A 14,705-nucleotide genomic window follows, 5' to 3' on the forward strand; every position below is an offset into this window, starting at 1 on the left:
TGTCTTCCTTATTGAAGCTATTCCGCTGACTGCTTGCAGGTTGTTAGATTTATATGCAAAATATCTAACAAATGGAGGTCCTTCATGACCACTGCTAAAGCCATACGCGAACACATTGCCGCACACCCTGCTGGCGAACCCTTTACTCCAGCCCTGTTCGCTGGGCTGGGGTCGCGTGCGGCCATCGATCAGGCCCTGATGAGGCTCACCAAGGCCGGCCAGATCGAGCGCATCGGCCATGGCCTGTACAGCGTGCCCAGGATCGGGCGCTTCGGAGTGAAGGCCATGCCTGCACCCGAGAAGGTGGCGCAGACGCTCGCGGCGAGCGAGGGCGCGACCATCGAGGTGCATGGCGCTGAGGCAGCACGGCGGCTCGGCTTTTCGACGCAGGTACCGGCGCAGCCGGTGTTCTATACCTCGGGGTCGTCGCACACGGTTCGCTTGGGCAAGCTGGTCGTACGTCTGCAGCATGTGGCACCGCGTAAGCTGGCACTGGCGGGTCGTCCGGCGGGACTGGCGCTGTCCGCGTTGTGGTACCTGGGGCGGCACCAGGTCACCCCGGCCACCTTCCGGCGTATCGCCGAGAAGCTGCCGGGCGGCGAGTTCGAGGCCCTGCGTAAGGCGAAGACTGTGATGCCGGCCTGGATGATCGCTGCGCTGATCGGCTACGAGCGTGGCGAGGTTGCGTATGGCCGATAGCCCCGAGCGTTATTTCGAGCTTCCCCTGGCAGAGCAGGCTGAACTGCTGAACGGCCTGGCACCCGTGCTGGGGCGGCGTGCCGAAATCCTGGAGAAGGACATTTGGTTGTGCCAGGCGCTGGGAATTCTGTTCAGCCTGCCGTGCCGCAAGCCGATGGCTTTCAAGGGGGGCACGTCGCTGTCCAAGGTCTACCAGGCCATCGAGCGCTTTTCCGAGGACATTGACGTCACGATTGATTACCGCAGCCTGGTTGATGACGTGCCCGAGCTGGCGACGCTCGGCAGCAACCAGCGCCGGCGTTTGTCCGACACGCTCAAGGCGGCGCTGGCGGAGCATGTGAGCCGCGAACTGGTGCCGGCGTTGCGCGAGGCGCTGGCGCAGGGCGTGCCAGGGTGGGAGATCACCATCGAGGTCAGCGAGGATGGGGAGAAGCTTTGGCTCTACTACCCGAGCGCCGTGGAAAACACGGATGCCTATCTGCGTCCGAGCGTGCTGATCGAATTCGGCGGCCGCAACGCCACCTTGCCGCAGAACACGCTAACCATCGTGCCGGACATGGCCACGTATGTACCGGAGTTGGTGTTCCCGAGCGCTGAAGTTGCCGTGCTGTCACCCATGCGCACCTTTTGGGAGAAGGCCACGCTGATCCATGTCGAGTGCCACCGCCCGGAGATACGCACAGGTGCCGAGCGGCTGTCGCGGCACTGGTACGATCTGGCACGGTTGGCAGACCATGACGTCGGCCGCCAGGCCGTGCCCGACACCGAGCTGCTGCGGGACGTGCTGAACATCAAGGAGACGTTCTACCGCAGCGGCTACAGCCACTATGGCCGTTGCATGACGGGCGGGCTGAGGCTGGTGCCGGAACCGGCGCTGCTCAACGCCTTGCGGGAGGACTACCAGGCGATGCTGGCCGCACAGATGTTCTACGGTGAGACGCTGCCCTTCGATCGCATCGTCGAGCGCCTGTCCTCCCTGGAGCAGGAGATCAACCGAGGGCAATGAGCGCTGGTTGTCCTGCCCATGAGAGACCCTGGCCAGCCAAAGCTTCAACTCAGATGGTTGTGGATGAGCTGGTGTTGCAGGGTGGGCAGCGCCCGCATCGGGCTTGCGGTGAGGGCGAACTGCTCGTCATTGAACCATGTCAGCTCGGCGCGCTGGCCATCGAGCTGCAGGCGCGCTTCGCGGAAAGTTCGCACCTGCCGCGTTTCGCCATCGCTGAGCCGCGGGCGCAGCGTGGTAACGGACTGATCGGTGACCCAGAGCCATTCGTGGGCGGGCTCCGGTCTGTCGTCCTGTCGATCGAGAAGTTTGATCTCGACCAGATGGCCCTGCGGCGACGTGAAGAGCTGTACGACCTCGTAGGACAAAGGCATTGCGATAGGTCGGCTTCGATGGAGTGGGTGCATGTTGCCAGATATGGGGGCCTTGTTCATGGTGGCGTTCCTCAGTGGGTGGCCCAGTCCAGCGACAGTGGAGTGATACCGCGCGCCCGGTCGATGACTTCAGCGATTTTGAGGGCGGCATCCAGCTCGCTGATGCCGTACTCCTGCATGAGTTGGTGACGTTCGGCTTTCTCTTCGGGTTCGGTCTGTGCCAACGCAAGATACAAGCTGGGTGGCACTGCGCGGAACAGCAGTTCTGTGCTGCGCGACAGAATCACGCCTTCCGAGAATTTTCCAGATTCCTTGCGCGCCGAGAGCATCAAGGCTTTCTGTGCCGGGGTGAGTTCGCGGAAGCGGGCGATTTTCTCCACTTCGTCCGGCGGCATGCTCAAACACAACCACCACTCCATCATGTTCAACATCGGTTCGGCGGCCTTGGGCAGGTCGTCCAGGTTCTGCGTCGCCAGCCAGAACCATGCGCCCAATTTCCGCCACATCTTGGTGATCTTCACCACGTAGGGCGCGAGCAGAGGGTTCTTGGTGATGATGTGTCCCTCGTCCGTCACGTTGATGATCGGGCGACCCAGGAACTGGTCGCGCTCGGCGATGTTGTTGACCGTATTGATCAGCGAGATGTAGGCGATGGAGAGCTGGGCGTTATAGCCCTCGCGGGCGTAGGTGGCGAGATCGACGATGGTGATGTCGGCTTCGGGCCACGGCGTGCCCGGCCGGTCGAACATCTCGCCATCGCTGCCTTGGCAGAACATGTCCATCGCATCGGCCATTTCCAGTAGACGCATACGCCGGCTCTCGGGCAGGGTCGTGTCGCGGCCGCGCTCGTGTAACGCATTGCGCACGTCGCGCGTGAGTACTGCGCGCTGCTCGGTCACGCAATGCTGGGCGGCGTCGAGGATGCACTGGCGGATCAGGCTGCGATCCGCGCGCGTCATGCGCGCTTCTTCCTTGTCTTCCCCGCCGGTGATCATTAGCCGCGCAGTAATTTCCAGCTCGCCGAGCACGTCGCGCTGCTCGTCGCCGTCTGCCGCCGCGTCGTCTTCGTCTTCGTCCAGCGCATCGGCGTCGAGCGTCTGTACCTGGCTGGGTGTTTCCACCAGCCGGTGCGCATCGGCGAACGGGGCGAGGCTGACTCCGCCCCCGGGGGCGAGTTTCACGCGATTGACGGTGAGCCCCAGGCGCGCGGCGAAGTCGCCGTACAAGCCAAACGAGTTTCCCGCTTCGACGATGAATAGCCGTGGCCGATAAATGGCGGTGACCTGGTTGAGCAGGTTGTTGAGGGTCGCGCTCTTGCCGGAGCCGGTCGGCCCCGCGAGGAACAGGTGCGCGTTCATCTGCCGATCGAGGCGGTTCAGCGGATCGAAGGTGATGGTGCCGCCACCGCGGTTGAACAAGGTGATACCCGGGTGGCCCGTGCCCTGGCTGCGCCCCCACAACGGTGCCAGATTGGCGGCGTGCTGGGCGAACATCAGTTGCGTGTACCACTGGCGTGGGTCTTTCGCCGGGTCGTAGACGCAGGGCAACCAGCGCAGGTACGTATTGAGCGGTGCGACCTCATCTTCTTCGCGCACCGGCTGCAGTCCGGCACCGAGCAGCACGTTGCCGAGTTGCAGGCCGCGGGCCTCCAGCTCCGCCGTGTCGCGGCCGCGCAGGTAGAAGGTGAGTGCCCCCTGGTGCAGCTTGTGGGCGCTGCCGATCAGGCCACGGGCCTGTTGCACATCGGCGCGGGTCTGTTCCGAGGCCAGGGTGTCGCCCACGGCCTTGCGGCCGAGGTGGTTGAGGTGTGCTTCGAGCACATCCTGCGGGGTGATGACCAGCGTCAGGCACTGAATCGTGTCCTCCGGCAGTTGGTCGAACAGGGCGTTGATCGCGTCGCCCTTGCGGGTTTCGCCGGTGACGTGGCCGGTCGACGGCGGTGTGCGCAGGCGATCGACGGCGATCGCGCGGTGCGGCATCCCGTCGAAGTACCACAAGCCCTGAGCGGCATCCGAGCGCGGCTGGCCGAAGAACAAGCGCTGGCTGAAATCCCTGCCGCTGGCCAGCTCGATCTCGCCGGGCTCCTGTTCGTCCGGGTAGCGGGTCAGTGCATAGAACCGCTCGCGGTCTTCGGCGGCGGGGCCGAGCAGGGTTGGATTGGGATTGAACCAGCGCAGCAACCAGGCGTGGATGTCTGCCGCGCCAAGGCGTTGGGCGCGCACGCCGGCATGGGCCAGCCCGCCGACGAGGCGGTCGCAGACCCGGTTGAGGGCCTGCTCGGGCGTCTGCCCGCGGCGCTGCGGTGCCTGGCCGACACGACGGTAGACGACCATCCGCGTGCGCCGCACCTGGCCGCGCCAGGGCAGGCGGGTGACGGTGCTGTCCTCGAACAGCCCACCTGGCTTGGCGATGGCCTGCAGGTGGTGGGCGAAGAAGCGCAGGTAGAACTCGGTGAAGGCGGTACCCTGGGCGCGGGGCTGGATGTAGCCGCGCAGCTCATCCAGGTAGCGATCCCAACTGGTGTCGTCCTGGGCATAGAGCTGCACGACCCAGGGGTTGTCCTCCAGTTCGTCGAATGAGTCCTGCAGCACGTTCTCCAGGGTGTCGCGGACCTGAAGCAGCCAGTCGGGTTCACGTCCCTCGGTCCCGACCGGGAGCAGCTCATACAAGGCCGCCACCGAGGTGCCGTCATCCAGCAACACGCACCCCGATTCGGGCAGGTATTCCACCCACGGTAGCAGGTCGGTAAAAGAGGGAGCGACGTCGTAACACGCCTGCTCGTCAGCCTGGGTTGCGGGCCGGTGCCGGGTATGTGTGGTGCCGGGCTCGGCAATGCCGTGGGCGCGCAGCGCCTCGACGTGACGACTCCAGGCATCAGCAGGCGGACCCGGTGCCTCGGTCTGCGGCCGGCGCTTGAACAGGGGCCAGGCCATCAGTAGTCCTCCACCCGTTCGCCAGGCAGTGCGTACTGCACCCGCTGATACAGGGGGAACACTGTGGTGTAACCGGGCACCGGCACCGGGTCGCTGCCGGCCAGGTGCGGGAACACATACATCAGCAGATCGGGGTTCGGCAGCCGGTGAAACTGCCGGTGGATTTCGTTGGCCGCCGTGCGGGTGTAGCGCGCCTGCACACCCGGCGTGGCCTGCACGTCGGCCTCGGTCAGCGGCCGGCGCAGGGCCTGGCGCGCATCGAGCAACTGCCGGGCCGCCGGACCGCCGCCCGCGCTGCCACTGGTTTCGACGTTCCAGATGTCGAGCATGGTCCTGTCGTCGTGTGGCAACAGATCCTCCTTACTGGTGGCGCAACCACCCAGCACGAGCGCGATGCCGAGCAACGCCAGGCCGTCAGTCCAGATCTTGCACATGGGGCAGTCCTCCAAGGCGGTGATCGACCCGGCGACCTTTCGGGTCGTAGTCGATGGTCAAGGGTTCTTCGAGATGTACGGCCACCTTGGCACCGGGCTTGACGTAGACCGCCGCGAACGCTTGGCCGTACAGCTTATTGACCCAGGCGGACATGTCCTGCACGCCACCGGCGAGGATGCGGCCCATGGCTTCGTTCGCGCCGATGCCCACGGTGCCGACAGAGCCGTCGCTGCTCATGTAGGAGACCTGGCCGCTGTCGGAGTCGATCAACGACGCGACGCCGGCACCGGCGGCGGTGATCAGCGCCTGGGTGCCGAGGTACTGCTGGGCATTGCTGCGCCGTTGGCCGCTGACGCAGGGGATGCCGTGCGGGTCGCTGATCCAGCCCAGGCCGTCCTGCGTGTTGTTGCCGTTGTTGTTCTGTTGGCGGTTTGCACCGCGTTGGCCGTCTTCTGGAATGGTACGGATGGTGCCGTCCTCGAAGACGAATGTGACGCTGCGGATCTGTCCGCGTACGCAGGAGAGGGTCCAGTCACCGGACGCCGTGCCGCTGACGACGGCACCGGTCACGTCGGGAATGTCGATGCCGTTCGCCGTGAGGTTGTCCCGCCCGATCAGGACTTTGAAGGGGTAGGGATCGTTGACGGTTCCGTCGATCGGCACGCGGCCGATCAGTGCCGTCATGGCGATAGAGCCCATCAGCGTGGCGTTGCTCGGCACGGTGTAGACGGCCGTCGTCTCCGGTACGCCCGCCGCGCGGCGGCCGGAATCGACGACTGAGGCAGCTGTGGTTTCGAGGGTCTTCTGTGCCGGCCCGAAGCGGGTCGGGAAGCTGGGGTCGCCGGCATTGCCGGAGGTGCGCTGCTGGCCGTCGTCGCGCCGGTCGTCCGGCTCGATCCAGCGCAGCGCGTCGCCACCCAGGCCGTCGCCCGGTTCAAGGCCCAGGCCCACCGGCAGGTCGGCGGGGTCATCCTTGCCAATGCTGTCGAGGCGCTGCTGCAATTGCTGCAGCAGGCCTTGGGTTTGCTGTCGCTCGCTGGCGACCTGTTCGCGGTCCTGGTGCAACTGGTTGCGCTCGGTTTCGAGTGCGCTCTGGATGCGCCGGTCGATGGCACCTTCGCGTTGCCGCAGGCGCTGGTTTTCTTCGCGCTGGGTCTTGTTGTCGCTCAGCGCGGTCTGCAGCTCGGTGCGCAGTTGGCGGACCTGGGCGACTAAGGTCGCCACGGTGTCGCGCGGGGTGTCGCCCTCGATGCCGAGCGCTTTGGCTTCATCGGGCGTGAGCCGGACCGCTTCCTCCGGCGCCATGAGCGCGTCGCTGCTGCCGGAGAACAGCCTGACACCGACGAACAGCAACAAGAGCGCCAGCGGGATCATCAACCACTTGAGCAGGCCGTTACTGTGCATTGCGGCCTCCATCGTCGAAGCCGGGTGCTTGCGGCACCGGCAGGTTGAGTGACGCATCGACCGGTGCAAGGGTCGGCAGCAGGGCCTGCACCAGCCCGTGCCCACGGGTGACCAGGTAGACGACGGTGGTGTCGTCCGGCGTGCCGCGCGGCCCCAGGGTCGAATGCTGGAAGGTCGCGGTGAGGAAGTGGCCCTGCAGCGCGCGCGGATCGAGGTCGATCCAGTGCGAGGCGGTGTTGCGCAGGCGCACGGCGCTGACCCACAGGCTGTCCAGACGCCATGCCGCGAGCGCTTGGGCCTGCACCGGAAGCGTCGGCAGCAGGGTGTCCAGCGGGAGGTCACGGCGCAGAGTGGCGCGTGTGACACCCGACACGGGTTCGACGGTGCGCAGCGGTGCGTAGAGGTTCTGCGCCGCGTAGCGGGTCAGGACGACGGGCTGCGGTGTCTCGCGCACGGGCTGGGCAGCCGCGGCGCTGTCGTTGCCTGCTTCGCTTGCATCAGTGCGTGCGGCGGGTGATGCGGTCTCGATGATGCGCACCGGCTCCAGGGGCGGCTGGCCCTCTTGAGCGGGCTCGGCGGCGATGTCGAGCAGGAGCACGGTGCCGGTATCGGCGTCCTGCAGTTGCAGCCGTACCGGCTCGATTGGTTCGCTCGCCAGCAGGTAGAGGGCACCGGCGGCGCTCTGCACGCGCAGGCGGTTGCCAACCGATGCGGGTACGCCCACGCGGATGTTGCGCTCGACGAACACGATGCGTTCCTGGCCGATCACGAGCGGTACGGTAAGCGGTAGGCGTTCCCAGCGCAGGATCTCCACCGCTTGTGCGATGGGCGTTGCCAGCATGGCCAGCGCGCCCAGCCAGGTGAGAGCTCGATGTTTCATGGCGTTTCTCCTTGCTGCCCCAGGCCGCTGCGGGCGGGTGTCTCCGGTGCGGGAGTGGCGATGCGCTGTGGGGCTCCCTCGTAGCAGTCGAGCGCGAGACCGAACGGGTTGTGCGCCGGGTCGACATCCACGCTCACGACTTTGATCGGGTAGCGCACCAGCGCCCGCTTGACCTGTTCCGAACTGTGGTACTCGTCCGCGCTGAGGTCGAGCGTCACCACCCAGTCCCGATCAGACAGGATCCGCACCCGTGCGCTGGGGTTATCGCCGTAGCCGCGACCCGGAATCTCGTAGATGCCGCGCACCCGCTGACGCAGTTCGCCGGTGTTGCGGCGGTAGTCGTAGTCGGCCTGCAGGAAGGCGCGGCAGGCCGGGGTGATGTACGGAGAGAGCGCATGCAGGTTGCGCGCGTAGTCCTCTTCGCCGTTGGTGGGCCAGCGGTTGAGCTGCTGGAACACATAGAAGGTGAAGGCGTAAACGCTCTCGGGCGGCACGTCCCACCACTTGCGCGTACTGCCGGAGCGCAGGTCCGGCGGTACATGGATGGTCAGGTCGCGCGGCGCGTTCCACCAGCCGACACCCATGACCAGCGCCAGCACGGCGAGCACGACAGCCCCGATGCGCAGGGTCTTGATGTGGGCTTCGAGCCGCAGCACCTCGTTCTTGAACCGGCTCACAGCGCTTTGCTCCTGCGTGTGCTCCAGCAGCCGGAGCGAATCACCAGCCTGTGACCGCCGCTGAAGGGGGCGAGGAGCGGCAGATGAACGGCGATCCCCCACTGCAACTGCCGGTACAGCCAGGTTTCGGGGCGGCCACGCTTGAGCCGGCGCAGCGTACCGCCACCGATGAAAATGCCAGCGGCGACCGTCAGCAGGATGGTCGTGGGGACGATGGCTATAGTCGCGAACAGGACGGCCAGAGGAATTCCGGTGGCGAGGCCGATCACACCTGACGAGCCAGCGCAGACCCACAGTTCATTCGCCGTCAGCCCGCGAACCACCACCGGGTGACGGTTGAGACGGTGGGGCAGGAATGCCACCGTCCCGTCCGGGCGGATGTCTTCAGTCATGCCGGCATCCTCGGTTCAGAGAACGCCGATGGCTTCGGTCAGCAGCCAGATGCCGACGACCAGCAGGACTGCGCCAACGGCCACGGTCAGGCCGAACTGGCCCCAGGTCGAGCGACCGATGTGGATTTCGGCATAACGGGTGTAGGCGTGGTAGCACACGCCGACGAACATCGAGGCCACCACCAGCAGCGCAATGAGCATCACGATGTCGTAGCCGTAGTTCTGCAGCGTTTGCATGATGCCCGTGCCAGTGCCGCGCGATGGGCTTTCCAGGGTGGGCAGGGCGGCATGGGCGCGTGGTCCCAGTACGCCGAGCATCGACAGCGTGACCCGGTGGGCGAAGCGGTGGGGGCGCAAGACAGGGTAGAGCGGCTGCATGATGGCGACCTCTTACGAGAGCAGGAAAAAGGTCAGCGCCAGGTACAGCACGACAAAGCGCACCACGACGACCAGGAACTGACGTTGGGAAAGCTGTTCATCTGCCCAGCCGACGTAGGCCGAGCGCATCGCCCAGACACCCCACACGAGCAGCACGGCGAACACCGCACCGATCAGCACGACGGACACATCGGACGGGGTGACGCCGCTGTTGGCCTGGAAGGCGGCGGTCTGCGCGGCGTTCATGGCGCGGCGTCCGCTTCAGGAGGCGGGGTTACGCTCTGGCGGTAGTCGCCGAGCAGCACGGCGGGGTCACGCGGTTGGGCACGCGATGGGCTCAGGTAGTCGCGGATGCCGGCGCGCATGCGTTCGAGGTCGGCGGCGAGGCGGGCGTAGTCGAAGTGGTAGCGGGCACGTTCGTCGTGCGGTTGCGCGGCTTGCTGAGCGACGAGCCGTTCGATGCTGTCGAGCTGACGCAGTGCGGCGACGAGTCGGGCGTGCTCGGGCGTGGAGTCGTCGGCGCAGGCGTGGCCGGAAACATGCAGGCCGAGCAGCAGTGCCAGGATCAGACCGGGCGCGGGGTGCCTGTTGGCTGGTGAGAGAAGTCGCATCGACATTTGCCAATCCACGATGTGCGAGGAATGGCGAAATGTTCTTCATGTATTGAGGTTGATGCCGCAATGAATGCGGGATTGGTCATGATCGGCTTGTTGGCTACGCAGGCGTGGAGATGTCGGTGGCTGTGCTCGATCACGACGAGCCACGAACGGATCATGCCGGGACAGGGGTGAACGGCTGGGGTAGGTTGGCACTCAATGCGGATTGGGGTATGTGAGTAATTTTTGTTTTTGTGCCTTTTGGGCTACATTATTGCCTTTATAGAATAATTTTGATGCCTGGGGGCTACAGTGACAACGCTTTCTGACGTCTCCGAGATGCTCAAAACCGCTCGCCGGGAGGCCGACCTGAGCCAGGAAGAACTCGCTCAGCGGGCCGGCGTTGCACGTTCTACGGTAGCCCGTATGGAGACCCTGGCCAAGGGTGATATGAGCGTATCGATCCTGGTTCGCTTGCTCGAAGCGGCTGGCTACGACCTGAAGCTCGTGAGACCCGGCCATGTACGCACGGTAGAGGACATCCTGGCCGAACAACGCCGAGGTGATGCCTCATGAGGCTTGACGTGCAGGTCGGCGGCAAGACGACGGCCCAGCTCTATCGTGAGCGTGACGAGTACGTCCTGAAGTACCTTCCCGGCACCGATCCAGCCGATTTCGTCAGCCTGACCATGCCGGTGCGCGAGGAACCCTGGCGCTGGCCGCGCGACCTGCATCCCTTCTTCCGCCAGAACCTGCCCGAAGGCTACCTGCTCGGCATCATTCGAGAGGAGTTCGGTCCGCTGCTCGATGGCACCGATCTGTCGTTGCTGGCCGTGGTCGGGGGCATGGGTATCGGACGGGTCACGCTCACGCCCGAAGGCGGCAAGCCGGGGGCCGATATGGAACCGCTGCAGGTCGAGCGCCTGCTGACAGCCGATAACACCACCGAGCACTTCGCCGCGCTGGTGCGCCGCTACGCGCGCGCGTCGATCTCGGGCGTGGTGCCCAAATTCATCGCGCCACAAGACGCTCTGTCTGGCGTGACCGATCCGCTGGGTAAACCCACGCTGCGCACCAGCCATCACATTATCAAGGGCTCGGACGACAGTACGCCCTATCTCGGTTTCAACGAGTTCTACAGCATGCGTGTGCTGGAGCGGCTCAATGTCGTGCCGGTTGCCAAGACGCGCATGTCTGACGACGGTCGTGTGCTGGTGGTCGAGCGCTTCGACGTCGATGAGCGCGGCGTTCCCACCCACGGGCTCGAAGACGCTTGTGGTCTGCTGGGTTTGCCGCCGCACGAGAAGTACGCGACCACCACCGAGAAGATCCTCAATGCCACGCGCGCCTATCTGCCGGCAGCGCAGGTACGTGCGCAATTGGAGCAGCTCGGCTGGCACCTGCTGATCAACTACGTGGTACGCAATGCCGACTGTCATGCAAAGAACATCGCGTTGTACTACACCTCGCTGACTGACGTGGGCTACACACCTGTCTACGATATCGTGACGACACAGGCTTACCCGCGTTACGCGAACAACCCTCCGGGTCTGCCCATCGACGGCCGCCAGACCTGGGCGGCGGGGAAGACGCTGGAGCGATTCTTCAATGCGCGGTTGGGCATCGCACCACGGCGCTATGCCGAGATGATCGAGCGCCTGTGCGAATCGGCCGTGATCGTGGGTGAGGAGGTGATCGAGGCGGCCAGGAACGAGCCTCGCTGGCACACCGTTGCCAAGCAGATGGTGCATGCGTGGAACCAAGGCATGTCGTCACTGCGCGATCCCAAACGGGCGGTGCAATTCAGGGGGCTGGATGTTGCCATCGCGGCGGCAGGATTCTCCGACCCCGAGCCCGCAGAGAAGTCAGGTGTGACGATCGGACGGTCGGAGCTGCTGGCGCCACCGCGTCGTAAGCGCTAATCCTCTGTTCGACCTGTACCTCGGTCGGCAGCATGTGCAGTCCGCAGGGGGATTTCAAACACCGCCACGCACTGGTTGGCAATCAAAGATATTTTTTGAAGCTGGCCGCGGTGATGTTCACCGCCAGCCCGAGCAGCGCTGCGCTCGGCAGCAGCACCAGTAACGGATGCACGCTGATGGGCAAGGTGAGGTAGATGATCCACGGCAGGACGGCCAGTGGCATCAGGCTCGCTTTGGCGCGGTGGTAGACGAAGCCCGACTCGCGGCCCGCGCCGAACTTGCGAATGTCGCGCCGCACCAGGCCATCGACCAGCCCAACGAAGGCCGCCAGTACGAACAGCGGCAGCGTGAGCACCAGGACCAGCAACCGGACGATGAACGTCAGCGTCGTGAATGCGGCGGCGATCAGGTAGTTCTCGCTCCAGACGTAGACCTGGCTGATGTAGTAACGCAAGTCCCGGGCATGGCTATGGCTGGGTGCGCGGGCGCGCGCCGATGCCTGGCTCATCCAGTCGAGCAGCCCGCTCTTCACGAAGATCCATTCGTAGGTGCCCTCGACCAGTTGGTGCGCAGTTCGACCTGGTTCCTGCACCACGGCGCTACGGCTGAAGTGGTTGGAAAGGTGGTTCAGCTCGTAGTTGAGCATGCCTTGGGCGTGGTGCCAACCTTGCTCCGGCCAGAACAGGTGCATGCCGACGCACTCGATGATGATCGACAGCAGCAGCGAGCCGATCAGCACGCCGAGCATGCGCAGCGGCAGGCTGACTACACTCGCGAAAAAACCTTGTTGGCGGGTTTGCTCGCGCTGCGTGGTGGCGGCCGGCTCCCTCATGGCCGGGTCTCGCTGTCGGCGGTATTGTCCGTGTCGACCAGGTGGCGGAAGCCGTCGACAAGGTCGTCGGGCAGCGGCTGATCCTGCAGGCCTGGCAGGTCCTGGTTATCCCACCAGTCTCCGGCCTCGGCATAGTGCTGACGCATGTAGCCGGCGAGTTGCTGCAGGTCGTCGGGCATGATTTCGTCAGGGTCGGGGGCGGGCAGCGGCATGCGGATTTTCCAGAGCTGCCCGCCTTGCAGCAGCGCGAACGCCTGGCCTTTCGGCAGGCCGACCACGTGCGCGGGCTCGATCATCGGCACGCTGGCGGTGCTGATGCGATCCTGCGCGTTGGAGGTGAAGTCGGTCGGGCCCTGGATGTCGGAGCTGTCGGTTGCTCCGCTGACCAGTGTCGTGGTGTAGACGTCCACTTTCGGCAGCTGGCGGGTGAGCAGTTCCGCGGTCGCGGTCTCGCGCACCCTCAGCATGAACAGGTTGTTGAAGTTGCCAATGACCTGGCCCGCTTTCGCGCGGTTGCCGACGCGAGCTTCGATGTCGCTGAGCGTCTGGGTGTAGGCCGTGACTTGTAGCCCGGCCCCGCCGCCCTTGTTGACCAGCGGCACGAATTCGTCACCCATCAGTTCATTGAACTCGTCGGCGTGGACGTTGATCGGGACTCTGGCTCCCGCCAGCGAACCGGGCAGACCATCGTCGATGCCGAACTTGTAGATATGGCCGGCGACCGATACCAGGTCGGCGAACATCGAGTTGCCGACAGCCGCGGCGACCTCGGCATCCGAGAGCGCATCGAGACCGACATAGACCACTGCGCGTTTGCGGACGATCTGCATCCAATCGAAAATCGGCCGCGGGTCGGACAAGTCGGAGTAGTTCGGCGCGAGCAGTTGCGCGGTTTTGCCGGTGGTGAGTTTTTCCAGCAGTGGCAGCAAAGAGGCGACAATCTTGTCGAAGTACGTCCGGTCGTAGCGTACGGCGCTGCGCAGACCGTCGAGCACCGGGTCGTAGACGCGGACTTGAGACAGGTACTGCTCGAGCGCGACGACGCGCTTTTCCCTACCGATCATGTTGCGCGGGATGTTCTTGTCGTTCAGCCGGCCTTCGAGCTGGACGATGATTTCCCAGGCCTTCGGCTCGTGCTTGGCGAAGTACTGCTGCGCGTATTCGATGAACAGCGCGTCGATGTTGACGACATGCCGCTGGATCAGCAGATAGTCGGGCCGCTGCCCCAGCTCGACCAGGGCACGCGCGATGATGTTGACGAAGCGCCAGGCGAATTCCCGGAATGCGGCCGAGTTACCCTCACCCGAAAGCTGCCCCGCGATGCGCGTGGCCACCTCGCTGATTCGACCGAAGCGGCCCACCGCGTTGTAGCGCGAACTGATGTCCGGCCAGCCGAGGTGGAAGACGTAGAACTCGCCTTCGCGCCCGGCGCGCTTGGCCTCCACGTACATGCGTTTCAAGAGGTCCGCGTCGCCCTTCGGATCGAAGACGATCACCACCTCGTGCTCGCCTGCAGTGTTGCGTCGCCGAATGTCCTGGGTCACGAACAATTCGGCCAAGCGGGTCTTGCCGACCCGCGTCGCGCCCAGCACGAGCGAGTGCCCGACCCGTTCGCCGAGCGGCAGGCTCACGTCGACTTCGTTCGGTTCGATGCCGTGCAGTCGCGGCAGACCACCGACCGGCGGCAGCGGGCGCACCGGGTTGAGCGCGATGTCCCAGACGGTGAGCTTGGCCAGTTGCGACAGCGGAAACGGCGCGAACTCCAGCCGTTCCTCCAGGCGGCGCGCCAACTGGTAGGCAGGCGTGGGCTCGACATAGCGGCGGAATTCGGGCCTGAACGTTTGCGTCAGGCGGTGCGTGTGCCGTTGTTCCCAGCGAAAGCCTTTGCCGATGAACAACCGTTGCTGGCTGACCGGCACATCGCGGCTGGTCATCACGTAGCGCGGCAGTCGGCGGATATTGCGCCGGTAGCGCAGGATGACCATGGCATCACGCAGGCGGATCGCGCCGAAGGCGAGGAAGGCCAGTGCGCTGCCCAGGCCAATCGATGGGCTCAGCGCGAGCGACCAGGGTGCCGCCACGGACAGCAACGCGGCGGCGGCGCAGACCGCCACGGTGTACAGCTCCACCGCTGGTCGCAGCAGCACCTCGATCGCGTGGGGCTGGGCCATGGCCGGCGC

16 protein-coding genes are annotated in these 14,705 nt (G+C 65.2%); 4 read left to right on the top strand and 12 right to left on the bottom strand.

What is annotated here, in order from left to right; all coding sequences use genetic code 11:
- Positions 1-84: 84 nt before the first annotated feature.
- Both FHL16_RS14825 and FHL16_RS14830 read left to right on the top strand, forming a co-directional pair.
- Complete coding sequence (locus FHL16_RS14825; protein ID WP_020798888.1) at positions 85-699, top strand: DUF6088 family protein; 615 nt, start codon at positions 85-87, stop codon at positions 697-699.
- Positions 689-1,705, top strand: coding sequence for a nucleotidyl transferase AbiEii/AbiGii toxin family protein (locus FHL16_RS14830; protein WP_020798889.1), 1,017 nt, complete (start codon positions 689-691; stop codon positions 1,703-1,705). The genes FHL16_RS14825 and FHL16_RS14830 overlap by 11 nt, the downstream gene beginning before the upstream one ends.
- Before the next feature lie 44 nt (positions 1,706-1,749).
- Here FHL16_RS14830 and FHL16_RS14835 read toward each other — a convergent pair whose 3' ends face one another.
- The 10 genes from FHL16_RS14835 to FHL16_RS14880 all read right to left on the bottom strand — a co-directional run bounded on the left by FHL16_RS14835 (position 1,750) and on the right by FHL16_RS14880 (position 9,792).
- The gene (locus FHL16_RS14835; protein WP_238706177.1) at positions 1,750-2,136 is read right to left on the bottom strand and encodes a hypothetical protein; all 387 of its coding nucleotides are present in this window, start codon (positions 2,134-2,136) and stop codon (positions 1,750-1,752) included.
- Positions 2,137-2,147: 11 nt separating this feature from the next.
- Positions 2,148-5,009, bottom strand: a complete 2,862-nt coding sequence (locus tag FHL16_RS14840; RefSeq protein WP_020798891.1) for a conjugative transfer ATPase — start codon at positions 5,007-5,009, stop codon at positions 2,148-2,150.
- Positions 5,009-5,443, bottom strand: coding sequence for a TIGR03751 family conjugal transfer lipoprotein (locus FHL16_RS14845; protein WP_020798892.1), 435 nt, complete (start codon positions 5,441-5,443; stop codon positions 5,009-5,011). The genes FHL16_RS14840 and FHL16_RS14845 overlap by 1 nt, the downstream gene beginning before the upstream one ends.
- Positions 5,424-6,848: a TIGR03752 family integrating conjugative element protein gene (locus tag FHL16_RS14850; RefSeq protein ID WP_020798893.1), complete on the bottom strand. Its 1,425-nt coding sequence runs from the start codon at positions 6,846-6,848 to the stop codon at positions 5,424-5,426. Before FHL16_RS14850 ends, FHL16_RS14845 begins: the two co-directional genes overlap by 20 nt.
- Complete coding sequence (locus FHL16_RS14855) at positions 6,838-7,728, bottom strand: TIGR03749 family integrating conjugative element protein (protein WP_020798894.1); 891 nt, start codon at positions 7,726-7,728, stop codon at positions 6,838-6,840. The genes FHL16_RS14850 and FHL16_RS14855 overlap by 11 nt, the downstream gene beginning before the upstream one ends.
- Positions 7,725-8,405: a PFL_4703 family integrating conjugative element protein gene (locus FHL16_RS14860; RefSeq protein ID WP_020798895.1), complete on the bottom strand. Its 681-nt coding sequence runs from the start codon at positions 8,403-8,405 to the stop codon at positions 7,725-7,727. Before FHL16_RS14860 ends, FHL16_RS14855 begins: the two co-directional genes overlap by 4 nt.
- A complete protein-coding gene (locus FHL16_RS14865; protein WP_020798896.1) occupies positions 8,402-8,797 on the bottom strand; it encodes a TIGR03750 family conjugal transfer protein in 396 nt (131 codons plus the stop codon). The genes FHL16_RS14860 and FHL16_RS14865 overlap by 4 nt, the downstream gene beginning before the upstream one ends.
- A 15-nt stretch (positions 8,798-8,812) precedes the next feature.
- Complete coding sequence (locus FHL16_RS14870) at positions 8,813-9,115, bottom strand: TIGR03745 family integrating conjugative element membrane protein (RefSeq protein ID WP_238706179.1); 303 nt, start codon at positions 9,113-9,115, stop codon at positions 8,813-8,815.
- A gap of 72 nt (positions 9,116-9,187) precedes the next feature.
- Positions 9,188-9,421, bottom strand: coding sequence for a TIGR03758 family integrating conjugative element protein (locus FHL16_RS14875; protein ID WP_020798898.1), 234 nt, complete (start codon positions 9,419-9,421; stop codon positions 9,188-9,190).
- Positions 9,418-9,792 (bottom strand): integrative conjugative element protein, RAQPRD family, encoded by a 375-nt coding sequence (locus FHL16_RS14880; RefSeq protein ID WP_020798899.1) that lies wholly within the window; start codon positions 9,790-9,792, stop codon positions 9,418-9,420. The genes FHL16_RS14875 and FHL16_RS14880 overlap by 4 nt, the downstream gene beginning before the upstream one ends.
- Positions 9,793-10,083: 291 nt before the next feature.
- On the opposite strand from FHL16_RS14880, the gene FHL16_RS14885 reads away from it, so the two are divergent.
- The gene (locus FHL16_RS14885) at positions 10,084-10,347 is read left to right on the top strand and encodes a helix-turn-helix transcriptional regulator (protein ID WP_042955529.1); all 264 of its coding nucleotides are present in this window, start codon (positions 10,084-10,086) and stop codon (positions 10,345-10,347) included.
- Complete coding sequence (locus FHL16_RS14890; RefSeq protein ID WP_020798901.1) at positions 10,344-11,693, top strand: type II toxin-antitoxin system HipA family toxin; 1,350 nt, start codon at positions 10,344-10,346, stop codon at positions 11,691-11,693. The genes FHL16_RS14885 and FHL16_RS14890 overlap by 4 nt, the downstream gene beginning before the upstream one ends.
- Before the next feature lie 82 nt (positions 11,694-11,775).
- On the opposite strand, the gene FHL16_RS14895 is transcribed toward FHL16_RS14890, so the two are convergent.
- A complete protein-coding gene (locus tag FHL16_RS14895) occupies positions 11,776-12,525 on the bottom strand; it encodes a TIGR03747 family integrating conjugative element membrane protein (RefSeq protein WP_020798902.1) in 750 nt (249 codons plus the stop codon).
- Positions 12,522-14,696 carry a type IV conjugative transfer system coupling protein TraD gene (gene traD, locus FHL16_RS14900; protein ID WP_020798903.1) on the bottom strand — a complete coding sequence of 725 codons (2,175 nt, stop codon included), beginning with the start codon at positions 14,694-14,696 and terminating at the stop codon, positions 12,522-12,524. Before traD ends, FHL16_RS14895 begins: the two co-directional genes overlap by 4 nt.
- Between the last annotated feature and the right edge of the window lie 9 nt (positions 14,697-14,705).

The organism is Pseudomonas sp. FSL W5-0299 (genome assembly GCF_005930655.1).
Classification (GTDB): domain Bacteria; phylum Pseudomonadota; class Gammaproteobacteria; order Pseudomonadales; family Pseudomonadaceae; genus Aquipseudomonas; species Aquipseudomonas mandelii.